Raw genomic sequence first — 21,615 nt, forward strand, 5'->3', positions numbered from 1 at the left:
CTCCTGGGTTATGATTGATGTATGCGATCCGGGATCAGGCTAAAAGGAAGCACCTTGGACTTGCTATTGATTTCAGATCGGCGTGCCGGAAATCAGCGACAGAAAGAATGAATATGTTAATTGAAGACTACAACATCGCAAGCTGGATCATTTCAAAGACACTGGCGCTGTCTTACTTTGTCGCCTTTTTGTCTTTGCTGCCGCAGGTGTTGGGCCTTTATGGTTCACAAGGCATTTTGTCGATTGATCATCTTTTAAATCTTTTGGACAAAGAACTAAAAGCCGAACGCTTCTATCATGTTCCCAGTCTGTTCTGGTTTTCTTCTGGCGATCTGACTTTGAAATTTTTCTGCTTTGTCGGCATGACGGCGTCTTCACTGGCGTTTCTGGGGTTTTCCCAAAGCTTCATGTTTCTGACCTGTTTCATTTGCTATCTTTCTTTTGTCAGCTGCGGGCAGATTTTTTTAAGTTATCAGTGGGACAGTCTGCTGCTGGAACTTGGTTTCCTGGGACTGTTCTTCGCTCCGTGGCAGTGGGAATGGATTCCGCTGGCGGCGCACAATCTGCACCCGATCATGCTGGGGTTGGTGATTTTCCTGTTGTTCAAACTGATGTTCTTGTCTGGCGTAGTGAAGCTTACACATAAGGATGGCAGCTGGAAGGATCTGACGGCTTTGACCTATCATTACTGGACACAGCCGCTGCCAACACCCGTGGCTTACTTCGCCCACAAGATGCCCCGCTGGTTCCAAAAAATGAGCACTGTGATCATGTTCTTTATCGAGCTAGCCTGCCCGTTCCTGATGTTGGTGCCCGGAAAGACCCAGATCGTCGCTGTCGGCCTTTTGTTGTTTCTGCAGTTTTTAATCATACTGACGGGCAACTATGGTTTCTTTAACCTGCTGACTTTGGGGCTGTGTCTGTCAGTACTGCCGGATTCTGAGTGGGGGTTCAGAATTAACTGGGTTGAAGCCACCACCCTGCCGACAGCAATAATGGTGATTCCGGCTCTGATCTTGGTTCCGTCATCGCTGTTCTGGATTTTAAAAACACTTTCTGAAAACAGCACGAAGCTAAACTTCATGCTTCCGTACATGCGCTTCTTTTACCCTTTCCGCATCAACAATCCTTATGGTTTGTTCGCCGTGATGACAAAGACCCGTCCGGAAGTGGTTCTGCAGGGAAGTAACGACGGACTTCACTGGGAAGACTATGAATTCCAGTTCAAACCTGGCGGCCTTAAAAAAGCCCCCCCGGTGTGTGCCCCACACCAGCCGCGCATGGACTGGCAGATGTGGTTTGCAGCTCTTGAAAATTTCAACGAAAACATGTGGCTGCAGAACCTCGCAACCCGCGTATTTGAACAATCCCCCGACGTGATGGCCTTGTTCAGCAAGGATCCCTTCAAAGGAACCTCACCAAGATACCTGCGTTTTGAACGATACGAATACCGCTTCAGCGAATTCAAAGACCTGCGCCAAAATGGCCAGTGGTGGGAACGCGTTCACTCAGGATCCTACGGCCCCGTATTTGGCAGGGATGATGGAACCGGCGAACCTGCTTAGGGACCGTAACTCTGAATTAAATTGAGATTTGTGCGCGCAAAGTGACACGCGTTGCGCGGCACCCCCTTAGAAGTTTGACGTTTCACTCTGGGAACGTTTCAGCATGAGAATGATGGAATCTGCAACCACCTGAAATCAGGTGGTTTTTTATTTTGTCTCAGTCTGACCTATGGCACCGCTGTTGCTTTATAGATTGGCATCAGGGGGCTTTATGAAAAATGCGAAACAAATCTTCACAACTCTTCTTACACTCGGTGCACTGTCCATGTTGACAGCTTGCGGATCCAGCCAGCAGGTAGCAGGCTCTACGGATTCTTCCAGCCGCACACCGGTAACAGATATTGGTTCTGCATCTTCTAAAGCTTTGGCTTATTGCAATCAGGCTTCGGGCAACGACATCATCGGTAAAATGAAGGTCTTCGTTGATTCCAGCAACTATGTTCGCATGGAATACGTTTACCTTCGCCTGACTTCACTGCCAGCGACTTTCAAAACTGGTGGCTCTTATATCTCTTTGTGGAAATGGCTGGCGAACCCATCCGGTTACACAAACCTGGACACTTCCGCTTTGAACTTCGCTTTGATGAACCCGGCTAACGGTCAATACCTGACTGGCTGGAAGACGACTTTGAAATGGTCTGATGTTGTGACTGTTGCTTCCGGCATGGGCTACACCGATCCACAGACTTTCTTCAACAATGTAAACATCCTGGTTGATCTGAAAGATCCAAATGGTGAATACGATGCTTTGAAGATCTCTAACTACGATGCTTCCACCAACAAAGCGATCAACACAGTTGACGGTCTGTTGCCACTGTTCTCTGCAAACCCAGCAGACTACGCTAACGACGGCGGCTCTACCCGCGCCGGTGTTCTGCAGAAGCTGCACCCGTTCTATGGCAAGTCTGGTCAGTTCACAACTTCCCAGTTCCAGTCCATGGCAAACAACTACTGCTTCTAATTAGACCCCCCCCAAACGCAAAAAAGCCACTCTTCCCCCAGAGTGGCTTTTTTCGTTTTTAAAAACGGCAATTTTAACGGTTGGTCAAAAAGGTTCAGATGCAAGGCGGAGGTGGGTCCTCGCAGCGCAGGCGTGCTCCTGCACGTCGAAGCGAGAAGCCCCGCCGACAACGCAGTCAGATGGGCCTTTTTCACCGACCGTCAGTGGGCGGATTCCTGGCTGACTTCTTCGGCCTGTAGGTTTTCGCCTTGGCGGTAGCGGTCGGCCAGCGTCTTGTCGGTCGTTGGGAACGAGAACAGCAATGAATGAACATTGGAGTCTTCGTCTTCCTGAGTGACCGCGATATAGATCAAATCCTTGGTGGTTTCGTGATCCGGGAATTCGCGGATGAAGCTGACCAGGATGTTTCCATCCAGATCGTTCTTGCGCCAGATTTCATCCGCGCTTTCGATGGTTTCTTCACGAAGCTCAGCGAAGTCCTTGAAATTTTCCTGCGGAATGTCTTTTTCGCCACGCACTTTCAGCATGGCGGAGTAAAGACCCATGGCCAAAGGATCTCCCTCGCCCATCGCATCGCCTTCGACGGATCCAGCGGAAACTTCTTCAAAGGTTTTATCGTAAACCATTTCACCGCGCTGATAGTTCTGCCACACGCGGCTGTCTTTGGATGGGAAATGGATGAACACGAATGAAGGGTACTCGTCTTCACTGGATACGTAAGCTACAGCGACATATTTGAAGGCATCTACACCTTCTTCGAAACTTTTAATGAAGTGATAGATGGCAAAATCTTCGAAAGTCTTGTCATCCATCCAAACTTCATCTGGTTCGTCCAATGTGGACTCCAAATAATGCTCGCGTTCAATTTGCTCTTCGTCAGTGAAATCCTCGGCCGAACGCAGAGCAATATACTCTTCTTCCAGCTTATCGATGGCGCTTTGGAAATAGCCAAACAGGTCTTTTTCATTCTCAAAAATCAGTCCAGCAGCCTCATCAACCAAGATGAGTTCTTTTTCAGAGGAGGTGCTTGGTTTCTTCTTTGCGCGGGTCTTTGTTTTCGCCATTCGTTTCGTATCCTTCACCTTTTTATTATTGAGACAATCCGTTCTGCCAACAACTAGAAAAAAGACACTCTCGACGGCCCCTGTCATAGAAGCATTTTTGGTCTTGCAACTGTGGACAATATTCCTCACCATTCAACTTAAGACGTCAGCAGGAGGCGCTCTTGGTCAACATAGAAGAAACAAGTCTGGAACGAATGGAAGCTTTGCTGTCTCATTCCGCCATGGGTGTTCATGTTCTTTTTGACAACAAGTCTATCGCCACGGTCCTTAAGGAAGTGGCAGACGATAAGGACTTCTACAGCTTTGATAAGATGAAGAAGGTCCAGGATGTCATGACAGAGCTGATTGCCAAGAAAACCTACTTCGAAAAAATGGCCTATTTGCAGGCACTGGATCAGGATTCCTACCAGATGCTGGTCAGGGCCTACTTCCACATCGTGGAAAACACGGTCCGCGCCAATCACGAACACGCACACTAACGAAAACGGGAACTAAAAATTCCCGTTTTTTCGTTTAAAGTTTGCACACTTTCCCCGACTTGCTTCGGCCAATTTGGGATCTTCGATATTTCGTCTAAAGCTTAGAGTATTAATTCGACATCACCGCGCTTATTTAATGCGATGTGCCGACAGAGTGCTATTCTGAAGAGGTCGGATTTGGTGTCTTTCAAGATTCCCACCGCAAAGCCGATAGGAAGAACTGTGAAATATCGGATCTTCTTATCGGCTTTCTTATTTGTTCTGCTGCCGGCCTTTGCACAGGCCGAGTACCGGGTCTTTGTTCTGAAGATCACAAAAAGATCCGCCAACCCTCAGGCACAACAACCCGAGACGCAAGACTTCCGTCTAGTCGAAAGCACCCTGGATCACGTCCAATACCGCTATTACTATCCGGTGGCCGCCGATGAAGAGGTCACTTACATCGATACTTGGCGCTGTTATGGGCGCACCAGTGATTTCCAGCCCCACTGCCCCAACCCGAAAGGCCAGATTCCTGCCGAGCCCAACCCGGCACCTTAAAACCTGTGTGTCGATTTGATACACTGATTTCATGTCGTCAATTGACAATTCCACGAGAAAAGCCCAGCAAGCGGATTTGAGTGAACTTCAAGCCGATCACGCGCGCAAAAAAAAGCAGCTCGTGAAAGAGAATGAAGCCCAGCTTGCTGATCTTAAAGACTACTACAACGACAAGAAGTCCGGTCTGCAAGAACAAAACAACGCCGCTATCAATCACATTCGCAAAAGCCAGCAAGAGGCCGCCGCCGAAGCCGTGGAAGACCGCCAGCGCCTGACTGATAAATACAATTCCAAAACCCAGGCACTGGCAAAGAGCTATGACGACAAACTGAACTCCACCCGCAACAAGCGCACCGAACAGATTGCCCAGGCTCAGACCGATTCCCGTCAGAAAGTGGCCAGCATTGAAAAAGATGCCAGCGAACGCGTGGAATACATCCGCACCAAAAGTGCTGATGACATCAAAGGCGCCAAAGAAAAATACAACCAGGACATGTCCCAGCTGAATGAATTCAGCGACCGCCGCCTGGAGCAGCAGCGCACCCAGAACGATGCCAGCCTGAAAAACGAAGTGGATCGTGGCCGCAACGTGCAAGAGCGCGTGCGCACCCGCAATGAAAAAGAATACGGCGAACTGCGTGCGCGCGGTGAAAAGGCTCTGGTTGTTGAAAATGAAAAGCAGCAAAAACAACTGGCTCGTCAGGACAGTGATTATGCCAAACGCTATGACCAGCAGCAGACCCAATGGGAATCCCGCGAAGGGAATCTGAACAAGCAGTACTCTTCCCGTCTGCAACACCAGAAAGTCGCTTACGAAAACGCTCTGGACAACCAGAACGACCGCTTCCAAAGCACTTACCAGCACACGGAAGATGCCAACCGCGAATCCTTGAACATTCAAAAGCAACGCTATGTGCGTGAACTGGCTGAAACCCGCAAAGACTTTGTGAAGGCCGCCAGCAAGTATTCGACAAAAGAAGCTGACCCGTTCTACAAGGTTGAAGACCGTGGCAGTCAGATGAAGGAAAATCCTGATTTCTATATTCTGCGCGCCTTTGTGCCAGAGCATGAAAAGGATTCCGTAAAGGTCACGATTCAGAATGATCGCGCGACCGTTTCAGGTCAGCGTTCTTTCAAGGACAAGATTGAAGAAGATAACAAAAGTGTCAGCAGCTCTAACTTCCAGACATTCCGGGAAGAGTTTGCTTTCGACAAGCCCGTCATCACCGAGGGCATGACCCGCCAGCGCGATGGTGACTGGGTTGTCTATCACATCCCTAAAGGGATCCCGACCCGCTTTCAACGTAAGGCTTAACAATCGTTTGCGCCGCCAGCAGATTTTCCAGGAAATAAGCCGACAACTGATGACGTCCTTCCACTGAAGCTTTTTTATAAAGGCTCAGTGCTTGTTGACGAGTTGTCGTTTCAGAAGTGCCCCTTCTGTCCGCGATTTCACGCAGGCTGAGGCCAAGAAGAATCAAACCACCGACTTCACATTCAGTTTTGGTAAGTCCCCATTTATCGAAATGAGTTTTGAAGTAAGCTTGAAATTCTTCAGGATGTTGTTTCATATCCGAAATTTAATCGGAATTTGTTTAAACTGTCATCATACAGAAGTACGCAGTACGAAATTATATTTTCTTCTCCCCGGGGTGGAGAGAAGGAATCAGCTGGAACGGGTGTTCCTTAGACTTTCATCAAATAACGAACTTCACGCATCACAAACGCAAGACGTGTTTGCAGATCCTGAAGCATTTCAAGATTGGCGTGCAACTGAGTCAAAGCATCGACTTCAACAACCGGTTTATCCGCCATTTCATGGTAAGCCTTGTGAGCCACAGGAGAGAAGGATTCAACAACAGACTCAGTCACCACAGCTTCAACTTGTGCGTTTTTATCCAATGTGATCACTCTCATCTTGTTCTCCTTCACCTGCGTTCTCAGGCGCGAAATCAAAGTCTAGTTAGCTTCTTTCAATTCCAACAACTTAAATAAACTTACATGGACATTTTACACTGCTCGGCGCTAGTACTCGCACTGCAGGGCTGACGAATCCACCTCAGCCAGATTCACCCGATCATCACCACTGGACAGATAGGTCGCCATCACAGAACCCGCGCCGTCCTTGTGTTTCAGGCCCAGGACGTGTCCCATCTCGTGAAGCACCAGGGCTTCAATATTGACCTCGCCAGATGACTTTCGTGCGGGGTTTACAGCCGTCGTCAGACGTTGATTATTCCAATAGAAATTAAAGTCATAGCCGTTCAAACGGATGTCGGCTTCCTTGATCAGGTCCCCGATCCAGTAAACACTTGTCCGGCCCTGTTCCGAAGCGCGGTTGCTTTCCCATGCATCCATCAAATAGATGATGTTCTGTCCGTCTTTGTGGGGAACAATCGGTCCGCTATAGCGCGGGTATTGAATGATATTGATAAGTTTACGTCCGGCGGTGCGTTCCCAGGTTTCTGCTGCACGCATGATCGCTGGCACCATAGAATCCGGAATAGAGGTATGCAGTTGCATCGTCACTGGAGCATCGCTTTTCCAGGAGATTCGTTCGCCATACACGTTTTGCACGAAACCACAGTCTTCCTGGGATTTCGGCGCACAGGCTTGTACCACTAATGCTATTGATAGGACCAATGCGGTCCCAAGCCACTTCCACATGCGAGCGACCTCCTCTGCCTTGATCTATTACAAGGAAAGGGCCACCTTGGCCGGCACCGAAGAATCACCCTAAGCCGCTGCTTTTATTGACCTATTCAATGGAGTCAGGAATCAGCCTTAAAACCACCCAACGCCAAGGAAAAGCCGTCAGGTTTAGCGACAGGTCCTTGGATTTAGCCTAAGTGCTTGATTTTATATGCAGTTTTCTCTGTATAAGCTTTGAACACCCCTTCGCCGCAAAGTGTGGTGCAAAAGGATCCCAAACAAACTGGCCCGCCGATTGCTTTAGTAGGAAGTATGTCTCAAATAGAGACAATCGGACCCCACCCCAATCGGGGAAACCTTAGTGGTCCACACAACACATCCCACATCCTACCTTCCCTGGTGGTGAGCTGAAGAAAAGCTCCTCCCGCCAGCCGCGCGCGCGACGTTCAATCCTTGGAAAAAGACCGCATCTTTGATAAGTAAAAACCTTTCAACCAGAAAGGTTCCCCAATGATGAAACTGACAGTGATTCCCGGTGATGGTATCGGCCCTGAGATTATGGCTCAGGTCATTCGCGTTCTTAAACACGTACACGCTCCGTTTGAATACGAAGAGCACCAAGCTGGCGAAGTGGCTCTGAATTCTTTGGGCGAATTGCTGCCTCAGACCACCATTGATTCCATCAACAAAACCAAACTGGCAATCAAAGGCCCAACGACCACTCCGGTGGGCGGCGGTCACAAATCCATCAACGTGACCATGAGACAAAAGTTCGACCTGTACGCCAACGTGCGCCCGGTTCGCTCTTTGCCTGGTGTTCAGTGTGTTTGTTCTGACGTGGATTTGACCATCGTGCGTGAAAACACCGAAGACCTTTACGCGGGTATCGAACGCATGGTCGATGAAGACACTGCGGAAAGCATCAAACGCATCACGCGCAAAGGTTCTGAGCGCATTGCCCGTTACGCTTATGATCTGGCTCAAAAAACCGGCAAACCTCGCATGGCGATCGTTCATAAAGCCAATATCATGAAACTTTCTGATGGTCTGTTCCTGAAAGTGGCGCAGGAAGTGGGCTGGCAGTATCCAACCATCACGACCAAAGACGTTATCGTTGATAACGCCTGCATGCAGCTGGTGACCAAACCTCAGCAGTTTGACGTGATCGTGACTGAAAACCTTTACGGCGACATTTTGTCTGACTTGTGCGCGGGCCTTGTCGGCGGCTTGGGCGTGGTTCCGGGTGCAAACATCGGTGCGAATCACGCGATCTTTGAAGCGGTTCACGGTTCTGCACCGGATATCGCCGGTCAAAACAAAGCCAATCCAACTGCGTTGCTGCAATCTGCTGTGATGATGCTTCAGCACGTGGGCGAAAATGCCAAAGCCGATGCAATCATGAAGGCTTTGATCGCTGCTCTTTCTGACGTTAATGCAAGAACTGGTGACTTGGGTGGTAAAGGTACGACTGTATCCTTCACCGACGCTATCATCCAGCGCCTGGGCCACTAATATGACACAGTTGATGATCTCTCCAGTTCGCACAGCGATCTTCCATCAAGGTGGGAATCTGGCGGAGTTCATCCTGGCTCATGTCGAAAAATCCCAATGGCAGGAAGGGATCCTTCTTGCCATCACTTCCAAGATCATCTCTTTGGCGGAAAACCGCCTGGTGCCTTTAAACAGCATCGACAAAAAAGACCTGATCCGCCGCGAGGCTGATCACTATTTGGGTGAAATCGGTCACGGCGTGTCCCTGACCATCAAAGAAGGTCTGCTTTTACCAGCTGCCGGCATTGATGAATCCAATTCTGAAAACGGCGATTATATCCTGTACCCGCATGATCCGTATCTTTCTGCCGAAAAACTGCGCCAGTCCCTTTGCGAGCGCACAGGACTTAAAAACCTGGGTATCATCGTGACGGATTCACACACCAGTCCTTTGCGTAATGGAGTGACCGGGATTGCGCTGTCTTTTGCAGGCTTTGATCCAGTTCGCAGCATGGTGGGTGAAAAAGACATCTTTGGTCGAGAGCTGAAAATGACCCAGATCAATCTCGCCGACAGTCTGGCTGTTTCAGCAGTCCTGATGATGGGTGAAGCCGCTGAACGCTGTCCGCTGGCCCTGATCTATAATGCTCCGGTGACCTTCAACGAAAATCCCCGTCGTGAGGATCTGCAGTTTGCTCCGGAAGACGACATGTACCTGCCTCTTTACAAACATCTCATGAAGTAGGGTTTGCCTGATCCCGGTTTTAAACTTAACATTGGTTACATGAAATCAATGTGTTTGCTTCTTGGCTTCTGCCTGCTGATGTCTGCCTGTGCCACCAACCAAAAAAGCCGTCTGGCTGCCACCGGTGTCGGTATCGGTGTGGGAGCTGCGCTGGGTGCTGCCACCGCCCCTGAAGATGAACGTCCTGAACTGCATGCCCTTTACTGGGGTGGGATTCTGGGTGTCGTTTCTGCTGTGGCTGCCAATTACTATTATAACGATGAAAAAGACATGGAACTGATGCGCCTTGAAACTGAAAAGATGAAGGCACAACTGGATTTCTTCCAGAACGGGCCTGCGACGTTGCTGAAAGAAACCACCGGCAAAGCCGACAAAAAATACTTCCAAAGCGGCAAAGCCAAAATCAAACTCTACAAAATCGACCAGTGGGTTGATGAAGGCCCGAACAAAAAATACCACCGCGATCAGATGATCGAAATCCTGCCTTTGGAAAAAGGTGAATAATGAAAACGCGGGTCTTGTCGGTACTGCTGGCCGCTTCAGTGATATGGGCTTCGGTCGTCACTTACCTGTACTGGCAGCTTAAGAACAATCCGCGTGTTGTTGCCGTGACCATTGATGCCGGGAAAGAATCCCTGCAGAATATCCAGATGGGCGAAATGGAACGCATGACCTTCCTGCGCCAGTACCTGGAACGCTTCTTCAACTATGACTCTAACAACTTCTGGCAATCGCAAACGTCGCTGGCGTTTTTGATGGCACCTAAACTGGGCGAAGAACGCATCCGCGAAGTCAGCCGTCTGCGTGAAAAAGTGCAGCAGAAAAACATGTCCCAGATCGGACGCCTGATCAGCTTGAAATTGCTGGCGGATGGCAGCTATAAGGCCCTGCTGCAACTTCAGATCACCGAAGACACGCAAAAAAACCAACTGTTCGCCACAACTCAGATCCGTCTGAACACCACGGAACGCAGTTTGGAAAACCCGTGGGGCCTGGTGGTCAGTGAAATGAAATTCACCGGCACCAATCCACAAGAACCGTCCTTCCCTGCCCGGGTGTTTGCAAGTCATCAGAATCCGACTTTGCTGACCTTCCCCTGCGCGATTGAAAACATCGAAAACCCGCGCGAACAGGATCTGAAAATCAAAATCACGACTTTAAATATCAGCGAACTGCAAATCACGGCGGCAAAAACCTTCAGTGGCAGCGCTTCCTTGGTGGCAATTTGCAAAGACCGTGAATTTAAGTTTGAAATCACCGCGGACGGCAAAGAGCGCGATCTGTTTGCAGCCTTCCCGACAAGTGCTGGCAGCGAACGCCGTCGCGAAACGGCTCCGGTCAAAGCCAAGAAAAAAGACATTTACGAAAAGACCATCGAAAATGTTCTGGGAATCGAGATCGACAACTAGACAGTCTTCATTTCACTGCGCTTCAGGGCATCATTCAGCAACGCCTGATCGATGCCCACCATCACCCCGATTTTGGGATCATTCGCCTCACAGATAAAATAAGCAGGAATCGGCAAAGTTCTGCGTTTGCCCTTCAGGTCATACCAGTCATCGTCTTTTTGAATCTGACGGTCGCCTTCTTCCGTGGTGAAGGGCCAGATGTCGGCATCAAAGAATTCCCCGACAAACAAAGTCTGCCCTTGTGGGCCTTCCGCTTCCCCTTCCACGAAATAGCGCGAAAGCTTGCGGCTATCGCCCGCCACATAATTGAAAGAAGTCAGTTTGCCGACAACGAAGCTGCCACTGTCCGGATGACGCAGAAATTTTCTTAAAACATCCATCTGCCGCTCGCGCAAAAACACGCGAGAGCCAAACACGAAAGTTCCCGCCAAAAGCAGCATCGCCAGCGCACTTCCCACCGAAGACCACATCGGCAGCTGATGGGAATAAGCCATCATCCCAAAGAAACCGGCCAGTCCCAGACTGATCAGGGCACAGGCCGCAAAAACAACGACCATCAAAAAGCCCGGAAGCCCGCGATGCCTTGCCAGCCGTTGCAGGCGCGCCCGGTTTTTCAGATCCTGTTCATTTTTTACGACGAGATATTTCCATGTGCGGTACATGGATTAAGGATGATGAGTCGCCACCGCGCGGTCAAGCCCCGCCTCGACCGTCTTGGGGAATCGCAGAATCACCTGGGTCCCCACACCGACGCGGGAACGAATCTGCAGGTCACCGCCCACAGATTCCAGGGTTTTCTTGGCATCATACAGACCCAGTCCATTGCCGTTGTCTTTGCCGAAGCTCACGCCTTCTTGAGCCAGTTTAGGCAAAATGTCCTCTGGAATGCCACTGCCATTGTCCATGATCTGAAGCAGCCAGTGATCCTGACGCTCCATCAATGTCAGATTGATCGAGGCCTCTGATTCCGGCAACGCTTCCAGGGCATTGTTCAGCAGGTTGCTGACCACACGCTGGACTTTCACGGATTCCAGATTCACTTTCACCGCATCGGAATGAATGTGCTTGTGCCATGTGAAATTCACAGAAGGATGCGAGAAACGATATTCTTTCAACAAAGAATCCATCAAGGTCGTCAGATCCTGCTGTGATGCTTTAACGACGGAAACACTGGATCCTGCATTTTGTTTGCGGCCCTTGGCCAGCAGGTCTTCGGCGATGCCCTTGATGCGAGCCACAGCGTGATCAAACAGTTCTTTCTTTTCCGTGCTCATATCATGGGACAACTGACTTAAAGTCGTCAGAGCCATCAAAGGACCACGGATGTCATGGGCCACCTGCCGCGAGATTTCAGAAATTTCCTTATTGCGTGCCAGTTCGGATTCAAGTTTTTGTTCGTGCAATCTTGCCAGGAATTCACGGCGATAGCCAAAGCCCAGCAGGATCAAACCCAGCACCACACCCAGCATGAAAACCGGTGAAGTCAGCGCTTTGACCGCCAGTTCAGACGGACCAAAACACACCGCCATTTTACCGGCCGGCAAAGAATTCAAAGTGATTGGAACTTCAGTGGAAACCAGACACTGCAAAGATTCAGGGTTCTGAACTTCGCTTTTCACAACAGCGGTGTGAACTTCTTTAAGCTGCTTCAGAATCTTATTTTGCAGGGTTGGGTCGCCTTGGAATAATTTGGCGCGGGCGATGTCGTCTTCCCAGATCCCAACATACTGACGGACAGAATCCTTGGCACGGTGAACTTCGTAGCCGAAACTAAGTACGGCGACCACCAGACTTACGATCACAAAGACCGACAGCCATTTCACGGGGATCTCATTTTGAGACGAAGCTCTTGTGTTTTCCATACCTTAAACACAAGCAAAGCCCGGTCCGCCCTGCCCTCAACCAAAACCCCCAGGGACCTGTATAAACTTTTAACAGGAGACGAAACCGGGTCGTTGTTAATTTTTGGAAATTTCTTAAGGAAAATCGTTAACTTTTCGCTGTGACGAGCCGTTTTAGTACTTGATGAATAAGCTCTTGGGAGGCCTTGCACTGGCCATAACATTACTGACTTCATGCACGGGCCCGCAGCGCGCACCGAGCTCTGTTATGTATGACGATGAACGCGCCAACCGCATTCAGGAAATCGACGTCGAGCTTTCCCGTTATTGGAACAAGGACTGGAAATACAACCAGGAACTTTTCCAAAAAGGCCAGCAAAACGCGAAATTCCAAAAAGACCTCGATCACGCCAATGAAAACTGGCCCCGCGTAGAAGCCTTGCTCAGTGAACGCAACGCCGAAATCAGCCAGCTGTCCTCAAAACTTTACCTGCGTGAATGGTCCGGCCTGGGTCCGTGGTTTGAAGCCACCTTCCGCCCGCGTCTGTTTGAAAAAGAAGAGGTACTAAGAATTCGTTCCATGGATGATTTTAAGTTCGGATCATCACATCAAGGATCATTTCCCATCGAACATCAGTTTTATGGCACCTATATCTTGCGTTTTGAAAATGATATTCCCGTACCGGACTCTCCTTTCCGCGAAGAAAAAAACACACGAAAGAAGTTTCTGAAGGCACGCCTTGAATGCGATGGTGACATCATTCACCCGGGTGGCTGGATCTTTTCAAGTGAACAGCAAAGCCGCGTCTATGAATTCAACTGGTACTATAATCAGGAAAACGGCCAGAGGGTACGGGTGAAGTTCACTCCCCGAGTCAACTATTGCCGACTGTCCTTCTACGATCCAGAAAAATCAAAAACGTGGACCAACGGTGTGCAACTGGTGGATCTGGGGCGCGCCTCTAAAGAGTGGATCAAGCTGACAAATCAGATCGACATCTGTGCTCGTCCCGACGGAAACTTCGGCAACGACGTGACCGCGTTCTTCTGGAAGCAGGATTTCAACTATACAACCTGCCCACAGACTTTCGATAAACTTGTGAACTTGCGTGATCCCTATGTGTCGATCAATCAAAAGATCCTGGCACTGACCGGCTCCCCGTTAAGCCGCAAGGACTTCAACAACAAAAACCCATTGGCAGAGCTGGATTTTTCGAAAGCTCCGAAGTTTGACATCATCTGGGTTTCTTCTTTGAATTTCTCGGCGGATTTCTATGGCATGGTGCTGTCCAGCGCTCTACGCTATCACGGGCAGCAAGGAACACAAATTCGCATTCTGGTTCCTGAAGTGACCATGACTAAAAAAGACAAAGCGATTCTGGATCGCTTGCAACAGGGCCTGCCGAACATCAAAGTGCAGTACTATAAGTATGTGCTGTCTGATGAAAACAACGGCGGCTGGTTTGACAAGTTCCACCGTGTGAATCACACGAAACTGATCATTGGTCATTCCAGCACCAACACCAAAGACAGCTTCCTGATCACCGGTGGTCGCAACATTCGCGATTCTTATATATTTAGTGATACACCTTTCTATAAGGCCTACAAATACCTGAAGAACTACGGCGACGGCGAAGAGGCTTATGTTTACTATGACGATTTCGAAATCGAAATCCGTGGTTATGCATTCGTAAAATCCGTGATGGCCCAGATGCTGGCCTTCTGGATGCGTGATCCAGAAACCCAGCGCCACCGGTCCACAAACATCAACGTGCCTAAAGAAGCCACCGCAGATCAGGTCACGCGCCTGCGCTCACTTCCTTATGCCGTACCACTGGTTCGACACATCACTTCGATGCCTTACTTTGACGGTTATCAGCTGGAAAAATTCTATATCGACATGATTGATTCAGCCCAGTCTGAACTGCTGTTGACCACGCCCTACTTCCGCCCGTCCGTGGCAATCAGCGCAGCGTTGGACCGCGCCGTTCAACGCAAAGTAAAAGTAAAGATCATCACCCGTATTCATCTGGCGGGCGATGGCACACCAAAGATCGCCGAAGACGTGAACAAACAAGGCATCAACCGGCATTTGAAAAATGTGGAAATCTTCGAGTGGACCCAGCCAAATTCGATCATGCACTCGAAAATCCTGGTGATCGACAAAAAGCTAAGCTTCATCAGCAGCGTCAACATGAACCGCCGAAGCTTCATCCACGACACCGAAAGCGGAGTGTTGATTTTGCATGGCCCCACCGCACTAGAAATGCGCAAAGAAGCCCTGGACTATATCAGTAAAGGCCGAAGAATCACGGCCCAGGAAAAGATTGGGTGGATCAACTCCACGCTCATCGACTGGGGAGATTCGCTCTTCTAATTCCTTTTCGTTCTGGTGATGGTCCGTGCGGGATGCGGGGATTGGGAGCAAGGCCGGTGAATCCCGGCGCTCCGTTCGGCACGGCATCCTGCCTCGTCGCCTCCCACCTGCGGTGGGAGGGCCATCCAGGCCCCGCGAAGGCCGAACTCCGGCCGGGCTTCCCCGGCCTTGTTCCCAATTTCGTAACTACCAAGGAACATTTAAGAAAAAGAATTCGAAGAGTCGCTGCGCGACCTCGAAAGGGTTCGTCGTTAATTTCTAAGATTCTTTTCTATTTGCAGATGCGCATTCGCGCGGAAGAAGTCATTAAATATGTTTGTACTGAATTTTTCTTCGCGGCGCAGACGTCGATTGTCAGTTTGTGGAAATTCTTCTTTTGAAGTTTTGTTTTTGAAGCGTGGATCTTGAAGAGAAGCTTCCCAAGTTCCCCTGCCCTAATTGATCGAAGCCGATTTGCCGGGCAGTAAGGCCTTGCCCGGCCGGAGGGCGGCCTTCGCGGGGCCTGGATGGCCCTCCGCCGTAGCCGAAGGCGTAGGTGGAAGCGACGAGGCAGGATGCCGTGCCGCCCGTAGCGCCGGGCAAGGCCTTACTGCCCGGCAAACCCCGCGCTACAAACAATCCTAGTGCAGGGATTCCTTGTGAAGCTTGTCTTTAAGGTCCTGCACTTCCGGAATGGAAACCTCGTAAGGACGACCACAAACCTGACAAGTCACGTGGACTGGTTCGGCTTTTTTGATCATGTCTTCGAAATCTTCCACCGTCAAAAGTTCCAAAGCGCGCATCACGCGGTCTTTAGTGCATGGGCAGAAGTATTCAACTTCGGGTTTGTGTTCAATTTCTTCAAACGGGATACCATCCATGAATGGAGCCACCAGCTGTTCTGCTGTCGCGCCATCCAAAAGCATTTGGGAAATGTTTGGTTTTTTGTCTTCGTAGTTTTTCTGGATTCTTTCCACGACCGCTTCATCCACGCCTGGCATGACTTCAATCAGCACACCACCGGCAGAGCGAACTTTGCCGTAAGTGTCCAGGTAAACACCCAAAGAAACCAAGGAACGGATCTGGTGGGACTGGTGCAGATAGTGGGCGATGTCCTGCCCGATTTCACCGCTGACCAGTTCAACCGTTCCCTGGAATGGTTGTTTTTGGAATGGCTGATGTCGAGCCACACTCAAAAGCCCAATACCAATGGCGTCTTTCAAAGACAAGCCATTGTCATAATTGGCTGGTTGGTATTGTGGGTTTGCGGTGTAACCACGTACGTGTCCGTTGTAGGACGCTTCGGCATAGATGCTTCCCAACGGGCCGTTACCGCGGAAAAGCAAGCCGACCATTTGATCGTCCTTAAGCTGAGCCGCCATCAAAAGGGCACCCACCATGCTGCGACCCACAGCCACCGTGGCCAGTGGATAGGTATTTTGCAGACCCTGCATGTGTCGAACGACTTCAGTCGCATTCACTGCGGCAATACGCACAGTCAGATCTTTGGATACGAAGCGATGAACTCGTTCTTTACTCATGACAAACTCCCGGACTTTATGGAAAATGACCCTAACAAAGCACGACCTTAATTTCAAGCAGAAGAGAGCCCACCGCAATGAAGATCTACGTCTTTAGACACGCCCAGAAAGCCATGGATTTTTCCAGAGACCCCGATCTCACGGCCGAGGGACATGCTCAAGCCTCCAAACTGCTCGACAAGGTGCTTAAAGAGGAATTACCGCGTCCTACGGAGCTTTGGGTTTCCCCTAAAAAGCGCACCCACAGCACCTTCCGTCCCCTGTCCCAACATCTGGGTCTGCCCCTGATCACTCAGGACGCACTGCTAGAACAAAAAGGCGACGAAACCCTGAGTGATTTTCGCAACCGCATCAGCAAGCTTCTGGAAAATGCCGCCACCAAATCTGAGGCGACCATTTTCATGTGCTCCCACTATGACTGGGTGGTTGAAGCCATGGGTGTGGCACCGGCCGACAAAGATCTTTCGTCGGATGCTGATTTTTCCCATTGGAGTCCCTGCCAGCACGTTGGTTTTCATGTGAATTCCGACGGCGTTTTTGAATTCATCGAACTGAAAAGGATTCAACTATGATTCGCAATATCTGGGCTGTCGGCCGCAACTATGCTGAACACGCCAAAGAACTGGGTAACGAAGTTCCGACTGAACCGATGATCTTTTTGAAAGCCGGAAGCACCGCCACTTTGGCCGCCAAAGAATTGGTCGTTCCCGCCTGGATGAAAGAGGTTCATCATGAGGTGGAACTGGCGTTGCAGTTTGATGAAAACCTGCAAATCGATGAAGCTTGCATCGCTCTGGATCTGACCGACCGGGACAAGCAAAATCAGTTGAAATCCAAGGGACACCCTTGGACTTTGGCGAAAAGCTTCAAAGGGGCGACTCCCCTTTCGGCGTTCTTTCCGGTGGATGATCTGGAAGAGCTAAAGAACCTTGAAATTATTCTAAAAATCAACGGCGAAACCCGTCAGATGGGGAACACCAACCTGATGATTTTCGGGTTTGAACAATTGATCGAATTCGTGCGTCAGCACTTCCCGGTCGAACCCGGTGACCTGCTTTTGACCGGCACTCCGGCCGGGGTCGGCCCTATTCGCCGTGGCGACAATCTGGAAGCCGAAATCGTGGGAAAAATGAAACACCAATGGCTGGCTCGCTAGCCATTTGCGTCAATCCCCTGTTTCCACCCCTATTCCCGGAACACTAATCGCTTGAATTTTTATATCCCCGTGAGAATATGCGGCCCTTCTGTAGAGGTAAAAGCATATGAACGACATTCAGTCGCAAATTGTCTCCCGTGGTGAAGAGATTCTGAAACGCATGGAAAGCCAGTCCAAGGCTTCCATTTTCTCCAAAGACTTCTGGTATGGCTCCATCATGGAATGGAGCATGAAAAACGAAAAATTCAAAACCAACATGTTCCGTTTCGTGGACGTGCTTCCATCCATCAACTCAGGGGATGAAGTTGCGCGCCACCTGAAAGAATACTTCTCTGAAGACGGCGGCACGCTGCCTCCGGTATTCAACGTGGGACTTGGTTTGGGTTCTTTGGCTCCGGGCCTGATGGCGGGTGCGATCAAAAAGAACGTTATGGGTATGGCAAAAATGTTCATCACTGGCGAAAGCCCGGATGAAGCGTTGCCGGTACTGAAAAAAGCCCGCAAAAACAAAATGACCTTCACCGTGGACATCCTGGGTGAAGCGACACTTTCTGAAAAAGAAGCGCAGGATTACAGCAGCAAGTATATGGAGCTGGTGACCTGGCTGGCGAAAGACGCTGAAAAGTGGGACGAAGTTCCGCAGATCGATCGCGATCACGAAGGCGCTTTGCCTAAAGTGAATGTGTCCGTGAAGATGACGGCACTTTATTCCCAGATCAAAGATGCGGCTTGGGATGAATCCAAAAAAATCCTGAAAGAACGTCTGCGCTCCGTGTTCCGTCTGGGTATGGAAAAAGGCGTGTTCGTAAATCTGGATATGGAACAGTACTCGGTCAAACACCTGACACTGGAAGTGTTCACAGAGCTGATCAATGAACCTGAGTTCAAAAATTACAAGTTCTTCGGTATCGTGATTCAGGCTTACCTGCGCGATTCCTTCGAAGACGTCAAAGCCCTGACAGAGTTCGCGCAAAAACGCGGCACTCCGTTCTGGGTTCGACTTGTTAAGGGTGCTTACTGGGATTACGAAACCATCGAAGCTGAACAGCGTGGATGGCCGGTACCGGTTTACACCAACAAGGCAGAATCCGACGCCAACTACGAGTTGTGCGCGAAGTACCTTCTGGAAAACATCAAATTCATCCGCCCTGCTTTTGCATCCCACAACGTCAGAACTTTGGCAGCGTGCATGCTTTACGCAGAAAAACTGAACATCCCGAAAGAGGCTTTGGAATTCCAAATGCTTTACGGAATGGCAGAACCCATCAAGAAAACCATCGTGGACATGGGCTATCGCATGCGTGAATACGCTCCGGTCGGCGAACTGATCCCGGGCATGGCTTACCTGGTACGCCGTCTTCTGGAAAACACATCCAATGAATCCTGGCTGCGTGGCAAGTTCGCGGACAACAAATCCATGGCGGAACTTTTGAAAGATCCTGCGCAAGGTTTGACTCCAACGTCCCCAATCATTCCGAAAAAACCAGGCAAGTTCTATAATGAACCACTGTTGGATTTCGCAGTGAAAGCCGATCGTGAAAAAATGCAAAAAGCACTGGCTGAAGCGAAAGCCTCTTTGCCGGTGAACGTGAACGTTGTGATCAACAACAAGGATCTGCAATCCGGTAAAATCTTTGACCGTGTGAATCCGTCCCAGTCCGATCAGATCGTGGGTAAGATCCAGATGGCAACGACCGAGCAGGCTGAACAGGCCATGCAGGCGGCACAAACCGCTTACAAAACCTGGAAGAACGTTCCGTGTGAACAGCGTGCTGCCCTGGTGGATAAGCTTGCTGACATCATGACCCGTGACCGTTTCAAGCTGATTGCGACGCAAGTCCTTGAAGTTGGAAAACCATGGGCTGAAGCTGATGGCGACATCGGTGAAGCCATCGACTTCTGCCGTTACTATGCCCGTCACATGCGTGAGCTACAAAAACCACTGCGCGTGGGTGGCTTGCCGGGTGAGTTGTCTCACTACATCTACAAATCCCGCGGTGTGACTGCGGTGATTGCTCCTTGGAACTTCCCTCTGGCGATTTTGGCCGGTATGGTGACAGCAGCTGCTGTTGCGGGGAACACCGTGGTGATGAAACCTGCAGAACAATCCACAGTGGTTGCCTGGGGCTTGATGAAAATGATCCAGGAAGCTGGATTCCCACAAGGTGTAATCAACTTCCTGCCGGGTTATGGTGAAGAAGTTGGTGAATACATCGTGAACCACAAGTACACGACGACGATCGCATTCACAGGCTCTAAAGCCGTGGGTCTGCACATCATGAACCGCGCAGCGGTGGTTCAACCAGGCCAGCAGCACGTCAAACGTTGTATCATCGAAATGGGCGGCAAGAACGCCGTGATCATCGATAACGATGCGGATCTGGATGAAGCAGTTGACGGTGTTATCTATTCTGCGTTTGGTTTCAGCGGTCAGAAATGTTCTGCTGCCAGCCGCGTGATCGTGCTTGATGAAGTTTACGACCGTTTCGTGGACCGTCTGGTTGAAACAGCAAAATCCATCGAAATCCACCCTGCTGACAATCCAAAAGCTTACATGGGGCCTGTTGTCGACAAAGAAGCTTACGACCGCATCCTTGGAACGATTGCGGAGGCTGAAAAGAACCACAAACTGCTGTTCAAAGGCTCTGTGCCGGGCGGCGGGTTCTTTGCGCCACCTACTATCTTTGGTGAGGTTCCGGGCGATGCAAAGTTGGCTCAAGCCGAAATCTTCGGTCCGGTTGTGGCTGTGATCCGTGCGAAAAATCTGGATCAGGCTTTGGATATCGCCAACAGCACAGAGTACGCTCTGACTGGTGGTGTGTTCTCCAGAAGCCCGGCCAACATCAACCGTGTGAAAGAGGAACTGGAAGTCGGAAACCTTTACGTGAACCGTGGCATCACGGGCGCGATGGTCGACCGTCATCCATTCGGCGGTTTCAAAATGTCCGGTATCGGTTCCAAAACCGGTGGACCTGATTACTTGAAACAGTACATGGAACCAGCATGCGTGACCGAGAACACTCTTCGTCGCGGCTTTGCTCCAGCGGAAGAATAGTCTTCCTCCAAATTAAGAAAACCACCAAAAAGCCCTTGCTCAACCCAAGGGCTTTTTGCTTTTTAAACTTCCCCTTTTGCTTTGTCAGGGAACGTCCATACTTTAAACAACCCATGGCAAAGACTTCACGCCCCCCGGCTTCAATCCCTGTCTAAATTCAATAGAGCTGGCCCGGCCCCTGCATTGTTTGCGGTATTGATTTTTAATCTTTCCATCACCAAGGATGTATATGAAGCAACTTCTGCTTTTCGCTATTGCCACCATGCTGACGGCCCAGGCTCAGGCTGTGACCTCGGACCGCTTTATTTTTGATTTTCTGGAGCAATCCCAAAGAACGTTGAACGTCACCAATGAAAAGCGCGCTGCCACTGGCAAGCGCCTTTACTGCGAGGCTCTGAACAATGAACAGATTCTGCTGATCGCAGCAACAGCATCTGTTCCGGATATCACCGTCGCCCAGTTTACCGAAGCCGTGTCGAACGATCTGAAATGTTACCCGGTATTTTTCCCACCACTGGGTCGCAAAGGTGTCACCGGCACCCTGCTGAACACGAAAGCATATGTCATGGATGTAATGTTGATTCAGGATATTTTGAAGTGGATGAATAACGGTAAAATGCCTCATGCTGACACTCCGTTACTGCAGTCTTACGATCCGGATTTCTTCAAACAGTTTGAAAATTGATTTATTTCATTCTTGGCGTCTCAGATTAAGACGCCGTCTGTTCCCATATCAAAAACGAACTTTCCCCTGATTTCA

General features: G+C 50.0%; 21 protein-coding genes. 14 read left to right on the forward strand and 7 right to left on the reverse strand.

The window, feature by feature from the left end:
* Positions 1-107: 107 nt before the first annotated feature.
* Together AC04MQ_RS12335 and AC04MQ_RS12340 are read left to right on the forward strand one after the other, a co-directional pair.
* Positions 108-1,565: a lipase maturation factor family protein gene (locus AC04MQ_RS12335; RefSeq protein ID WP_015090420.1), complete on the forward strand. Its 1,458-nt coding sequence runs from the start codon at positions 108-110 to the stop codon at positions 1,563-1,565.
* Positions 1,566-1,776: 211 nt separating this feature from the next.
* A complete protein-coding gene (locus AC04MQ_RS12340) occupies positions 1,777-2,526 on the forward strand; it encodes a hypothetical protein (RefSeq protein ID WP_148278740.1) in 750 nt (249 codons plus the stop codon).
* A 200-nt stretch (positions 2,527-2,726) separates the two neighbouring features.
* Here the strand turns inward: AC04MQ_RS12340 and AC04MQ_RS12345 are convergent, their stop codons facing one another.
* Positions 2,727-3,590, reverse strand: coding sequence for a PBECR2 nuclease fold domain-containing protein (locus AC04MQ_RS12345; protein ID WP_015090418.1), 864 nt, complete (start codon positions 3,588-3,590; stop codon positions 2,727-2,729).
* A 161-nt stretch (positions 3,591-3,751) separates the two neighbouring features.
* On the opposite strand from AC04MQ_RS12345, the gene AC04MQ_RS12350 reads away from it, so the two are divergent.
* The 3 genes from AC04MQ_RS12350 to AC04MQ_RS12360 all read left to right on the forward strand — a co-directional run bounded on the left by AC04MQ_RS12350 (position 3,752) and on the right by AC04MQ_RS12360 (position 5,924).
* Positions 3,752-4,069 (forward strand): hypothetical protein, encoded by a 318-nt coding sequence (locus AC04MQ_RS12350; RefSeq protein WP_148278738.1) that lies wholly within the window; start codon positions 3,752-3,754, stop codon positions 4,067-4,069.
* A 222-nt stretch (positions 4,070-4,291) separates the two neighbouring features.
* Positions 4,292-4,609: a hypothetical protein gene (locus tag AC04MQ_RS12355; protein WP_015090416.1), complete on the forward strand. Its 318-nt coding sequence runs from the start codon at positions 4,292-4,294 to the stop codon at positions 4,607-4,609.
* Positions 4,610-4,640: 31 nt separating this feature from the next.
* The gene (locus tag AC04MQ_RS12360) at positions 4,641-5,924 is read left to right on the forward strand and encodes an Hsp20/alpha crystallin family protein (RefSeq protein ID WP_015090415.1); all 1,284 of its coding nucleotides are present in this window, start codon (positions 4,641-4,643) and stop codon (positions 5,922-5,924) included.
* Here the strand turns inward: AC04MQ_RS12360 and AC04MQ_RS12365 are convergent.
* The 3 genes from AC04MQ_RS12365 to AC04MQ_RS12375 all read right to left on the reverse strand — a co-directional run bounded on the left by AC04MQ_RS12365 (position 5,887) and on the right by AC04MQ_RS12375 (position 7,276).
* Entirely contained in the window at positions 5,887-6,180 is a 294-nt protein-coding gene (locus tag AC04MQ_RS12365) for a helix-turn-helix transcriptional regulator (RefSeq protein WP_015090414.1), read from the reverse strand. The genes AC04MQ_RS12360 and AC04MQ_RS12365 overlap by 38 nt on opposite strands.
* A gap of 115 nt (positions 6,181-6,295) precedes the next feature.
* Entirely contained in the window at positions 6,296-6,526 is a 231-nt protein-coding gene (locus AC04MQ_RS12370) for a hypothetical protein (RefSeq protein WP_041577259.1), read from the reverse strand.
* A gap of 108 nt (positions 6,527-6,634) precedes the next feature.
* Complete coding sequence (locus AC04MQ_RS12375) at positions 6,635-7,276, reverse strand: matrixin family metalloprotease (RefSeq protein ID WP_041577257.1); 642 nt, start codon at positions 7,274-7,276, stop codon at positions 6,635-6,637.
* Positions 7,277-7,771: 495 nt separating this feature from the next.
* Between AC04MQ_RS12375 and AC04MQ_RS12380 the strand changes: the two genes are divergently transcribed.
* From AC04MQ_RS12380 to AC04MQ_RS12395, 4 genes are read left to right on the forward strand one after another with little or no spacing between them, the layout of a single operon-like run.
* Positions 7,772-8,773, forward strand: coding sequence for an isocitrate/isopropylmalate dehydrogenase family protein (locus AC04MQ_RS12380; protein ID WP_041577255.1), 1,002 nt, complete (start codon positions 7,772-7,774; stop codon positions 8,771-8,773).
* A gap of 1 nt (position 8,774) precedes the next feature.
* Positions 8,775-9,497 carry a coenzyme F420-0:L-glutamate ligase gene (locus tag AC04MQ_RS12385; RefSeq protein WP_475392193.1) on the forward strand — a complete coding sequence of 241 codons (723 nt, stop codon included), beginning with the start codon at positions 8,775-8,777 and terminating at the stop codon, positions 9,495-9,497.
* 39 nt (positions 9,498-9,536) lie between these two features.
* The gene (locus AC04MQ_RS12390; protein ID WP_015090408.1) at positions 9,537-10,001 is read left to right on the forward strand and encodes a hypothetical protein; all 465 of its coding nucleotides are present in this window, start codon (positions 9,537-9,539) and stop codon (positions 9,999-10,001) included.
* Positions 10,001-10,906: a hypothetical protein gene (locus tag AC04MQ_RS12395; RefSeq protein ID WP_475392194.1), complete on the forward strand. Its 906-nt coding sequence runs from the start codon at positions 10,001-10,003 to the stop codon at positions 10,904-10,906. Before AC04MQ_RS12390 ends, AC04MQ_RS12395 begins: the two co-directional genes overlap by 1 nt.
* Here AC04MQ_RS12395 and AC04MQ_RS12400 read toward each other — a convergent pair.
* Together AC04MQ_RS12400 and AC04MQ_RS12405 are read right to left on the reverse strand one after the other, a co-directional pair.
* On the reverse strand, positions 10,903-11,568 hold the full coding sequence (locus tag AC04MQ_RS12400) for a hypothetical protein (RefSeq protein ID WP_475392195.1): 666 nt from the start codon (positions 11,566-11,568) through the stop codon (positions 10,903-10,905). The genes AC04MQ_RS12395 and AC04MQ_RS12400 overlap by 4 nt on opposite strands.
* 3 nt (positions 11,569-11,571) lie before the next feature.
* Positions 11,572-12,729, reverse strand: coding sequence for a sensor histidine kinase (locus tag AC04MQ_RS12405; protein ID WP_475392196.1), 1,158 nt, complete (start codon positions 12,727-12,729; stop codon positions 11,572-11,574).
* 202 nt (positions 12,730-12,931) lie between these two features.
* On the opposite strand from AC04MQ_RS12405, the gene AC04MQ_RS12410 reads away from it, so the two are divergent.
* Complete coding sequence (locus tag AC04MQ_RS12410; protein ID WP_475392197.1) at positions 12,932-15,124, forward strand: phospholipase D-like domain-containing protein; 2,193 nt, start codon at positions 12,932-12,934, stop codon at positions 15,122-15,124.
* 620 nt (positions 15,125-15,744) lie between these two features.
* Here AC04MQ_RS12410 and AC04MQ_RS12415 read toward each other — a convergent pair.
* The gene (locus AC04MQ_RS12415; protein ID WP_475392198.1) at positions 15,745-16,644 is read right to left on the reverse strand and encodes an Hsp33 family molecular chaperone HslO; all 900 of its coding nucleotides are present in this window, start codon (positions 16,642-16,644) and stop codon (positions 15,745-15,747) included.
* 77 nt (positions 16,645-16,721) lie between these two features.
* Here AC04MQ_RS12415 and AC04MQ_RS12420 point away from each other — a divergent pair, with 77 nt between their 5' ends.
* The 4 genes from AC04MQ_RS12420 to AC04MQ_RS12435 all read left to right on the forward strand — a co-directional run bounded on the left by AC04MQ_RS12420 (position 16,722) and on the right by AC04MQ_RS12435 (position 21,540).
* Positions 16,722-17,216 carry a phosphoglycerate mutase family protein gene (locus tag AC04MQ_RS12420; RefSeq protein WP_475392199.1) on the forward strand — a complete coding sequence of 165 codons (495 nt, stop codon included), beginning with the start codon at positions 16,722-16,724 and terminating at the stop codon, positions 17,214-17,216.
* Complete coding sequence (locus AC04MQ_RS12425; protein WP_015090400.1) at positions 17,213-17,800, forward strand: fumarylacetoacetate hydrolase family protein; 588 nt, start codon at positions 17,213-17,215, stop codon at positions 17,798-17,800. The genes AC04MQ_RS12420 and AC04MQ_RS12425 overlap by 4 nt, the downstream gene beginning before the upstream one ends.
* A gap of 106 nt (positions 17,801-17,906) precedes the next feature.
* Positions 17,907-20,855: an L-glutamate gamma-semialdehyde dehydrogenase gene (pruA, locus tag AC04MQ_RS12430; protein WP_015090399.1), complete on the forward strand. Its 2,949-nt coding sequence runs from the start codon at positions 17,907-17,909 to the stop codon at positions 20,853-20,855.
* Positions 20,856-21,084: 229 nt separating this feature from the next.
* Positions 21,085-21,540 (forward strand): hypothetical protein, encoded by a 456-nt coding sequence (locus AC04MQ_RS12435; RefSeq protein ID WP_148278737.1) that lies wholly within the window; start codon positions 21,085-21,087, stop codon positions 21,538-21,540.
* Positions 21,541-21,615: the final 75 nt, after the last annotated feature.

The organism is Bdellovibrio sp. MYbb2 (assembly GCF_056175685.1).

What these genes read in the sequence shown, in the direction of transcription:
- AC04MQ_RS12335 (WP_015090420.1), top strand. Translation starts at nt 108, where the DNA reads ATGAATATGTTAATTGAAGACTACAACATCGCAAGCTGGATCATTTCA.
- AC04MQ_RS12340 (WP_148278740.1), top strand. Translation starts at nt 1,777, where the DNA reads ATGAAAAATGCGAAACAAATCTTCACAACTCTTCTTACACTCGGTGCA.
- AC04MQ_RS12345 (WP_015090418.1), bottom strand. Translation starts at nt 3,590, where the DNA reads ATGGCGAAAACAAAGACCCGCGCAAAGAAGAAACCAAGCACCTCCTCT.
- AC04MQ_RS12360 (WP_015090415.1), top strand. Translation starts at nt 4,641, where the DNA reads ATGTCGTCAATTGACAATTCCACGAGAAAAGCCCAGCAAGCGGATTTG.
- AC04MQ_RS12365 (WP_015090414.1), bottom strand. Translation starts at nt 6,180, where the DNA reads ATGAAACAACATCCTGAAGAATTTCAAGCTTACTTCAAAACTCATTTC.
- AC04MQ_RS12370 (WP_041577259.1), bottom strand. Translation starts at nt 6,526, where the DNA reads ATGAGAGTGATCACATTGGATAAAAACGCACAAGTTGAAGCTGTGGTG.
- AC04MQ_RS12375 (WP_041577257.1), bottom strand. Translation starts at nt 7,276, where the DNA reads ATGTGGAAGTGGCTTGGGACCGCATTGGTCCTATCAATAGCATTAGTG.
- AC04MQ_RS12380 (WP_041577255.1), top strand. Translation starts at nt 7,772, where the DNA reads ATGATGAAACTGACAGTGATTCCCGGTGATGGTATCGGCCCTGAGATT.
- AC04MQ_RS12385 (WP_475392193.1), top strand. Translation starts at nt 8,775, where the DNA reads ATGACACAGTTGATGATCTCTCCAGTTCGCACAGCGATCTTCCATCAA.
- AC04MQ_RS12390 (WP_015090408.1), top strand. Translation starts at nt 9,537, where the DNA reads ATGAAATCAATGTGTTTGCTTCTTGGCTTCTGCCTGCTGATGTCTGCC.
- AC04MQ_RS12395 (WP_475392194.1), top strand. Translation starts at nt 10,001, where the DNA reads ATGAAAACGCGGGTCTTGTCGGTACTGCTGGCCGCTTCAGTGATATGG.
- AC04MQ_RS12400 (WP_475392195.1), bottom strand. Translation starts at nt 11,568, where the DNA reads ATGTACCGCACATGGAAATATCTCGTCGTAAAAAATGAACAGGATCTG.
- AC04MQ_RS12410 (WP_475392197.1), top strand. Translation starts at nt 12,932, where the DNA reads ATGAATAAGCTCTTGGGAGGCCTTGCACTGGCCATAACATTACTGACT.
- AC04MQ_RS12415 (WP_475392198.1), bottom strand. Translation starts at nt 16,644, where the DNA reads ATGAGTAAAGAACGAGTTCATCGCTTCGTATCCAAAGATCTGACTGTG.
- AC04MQ_RS12420 (WP_475392199.1), top strand. Translation starts at nt 16,722, where the DNA reads ATGAAGATCTACGTCTTTAGACACGCCCAGAAAGCCATGGATTTTTCC.
- AC04MQ_RS12425 (WP_015090400.1), top strand. Translation starts at nt 17,213, where the DNA reads ATGATTCGCAATATCTGGGCTGTCGGCCGCAACTATGCTGAACACGCC.
- pruA (WP_015090399.1), top strand. Translation starts at nt 17,907, where the DNA reads ATGAACGACATTCAGTCGCAAATTGTCTCCCGTGGTGAAGAGATTCTG.
- AC04MQ_RS12435 (WP_148278737.1), top strand. Translation starts at nt 21,085, where the DNA reads ATGAAGCAACTTCTGCTTTTCGCTATTGCCACCATGCTGACGGCCCAG.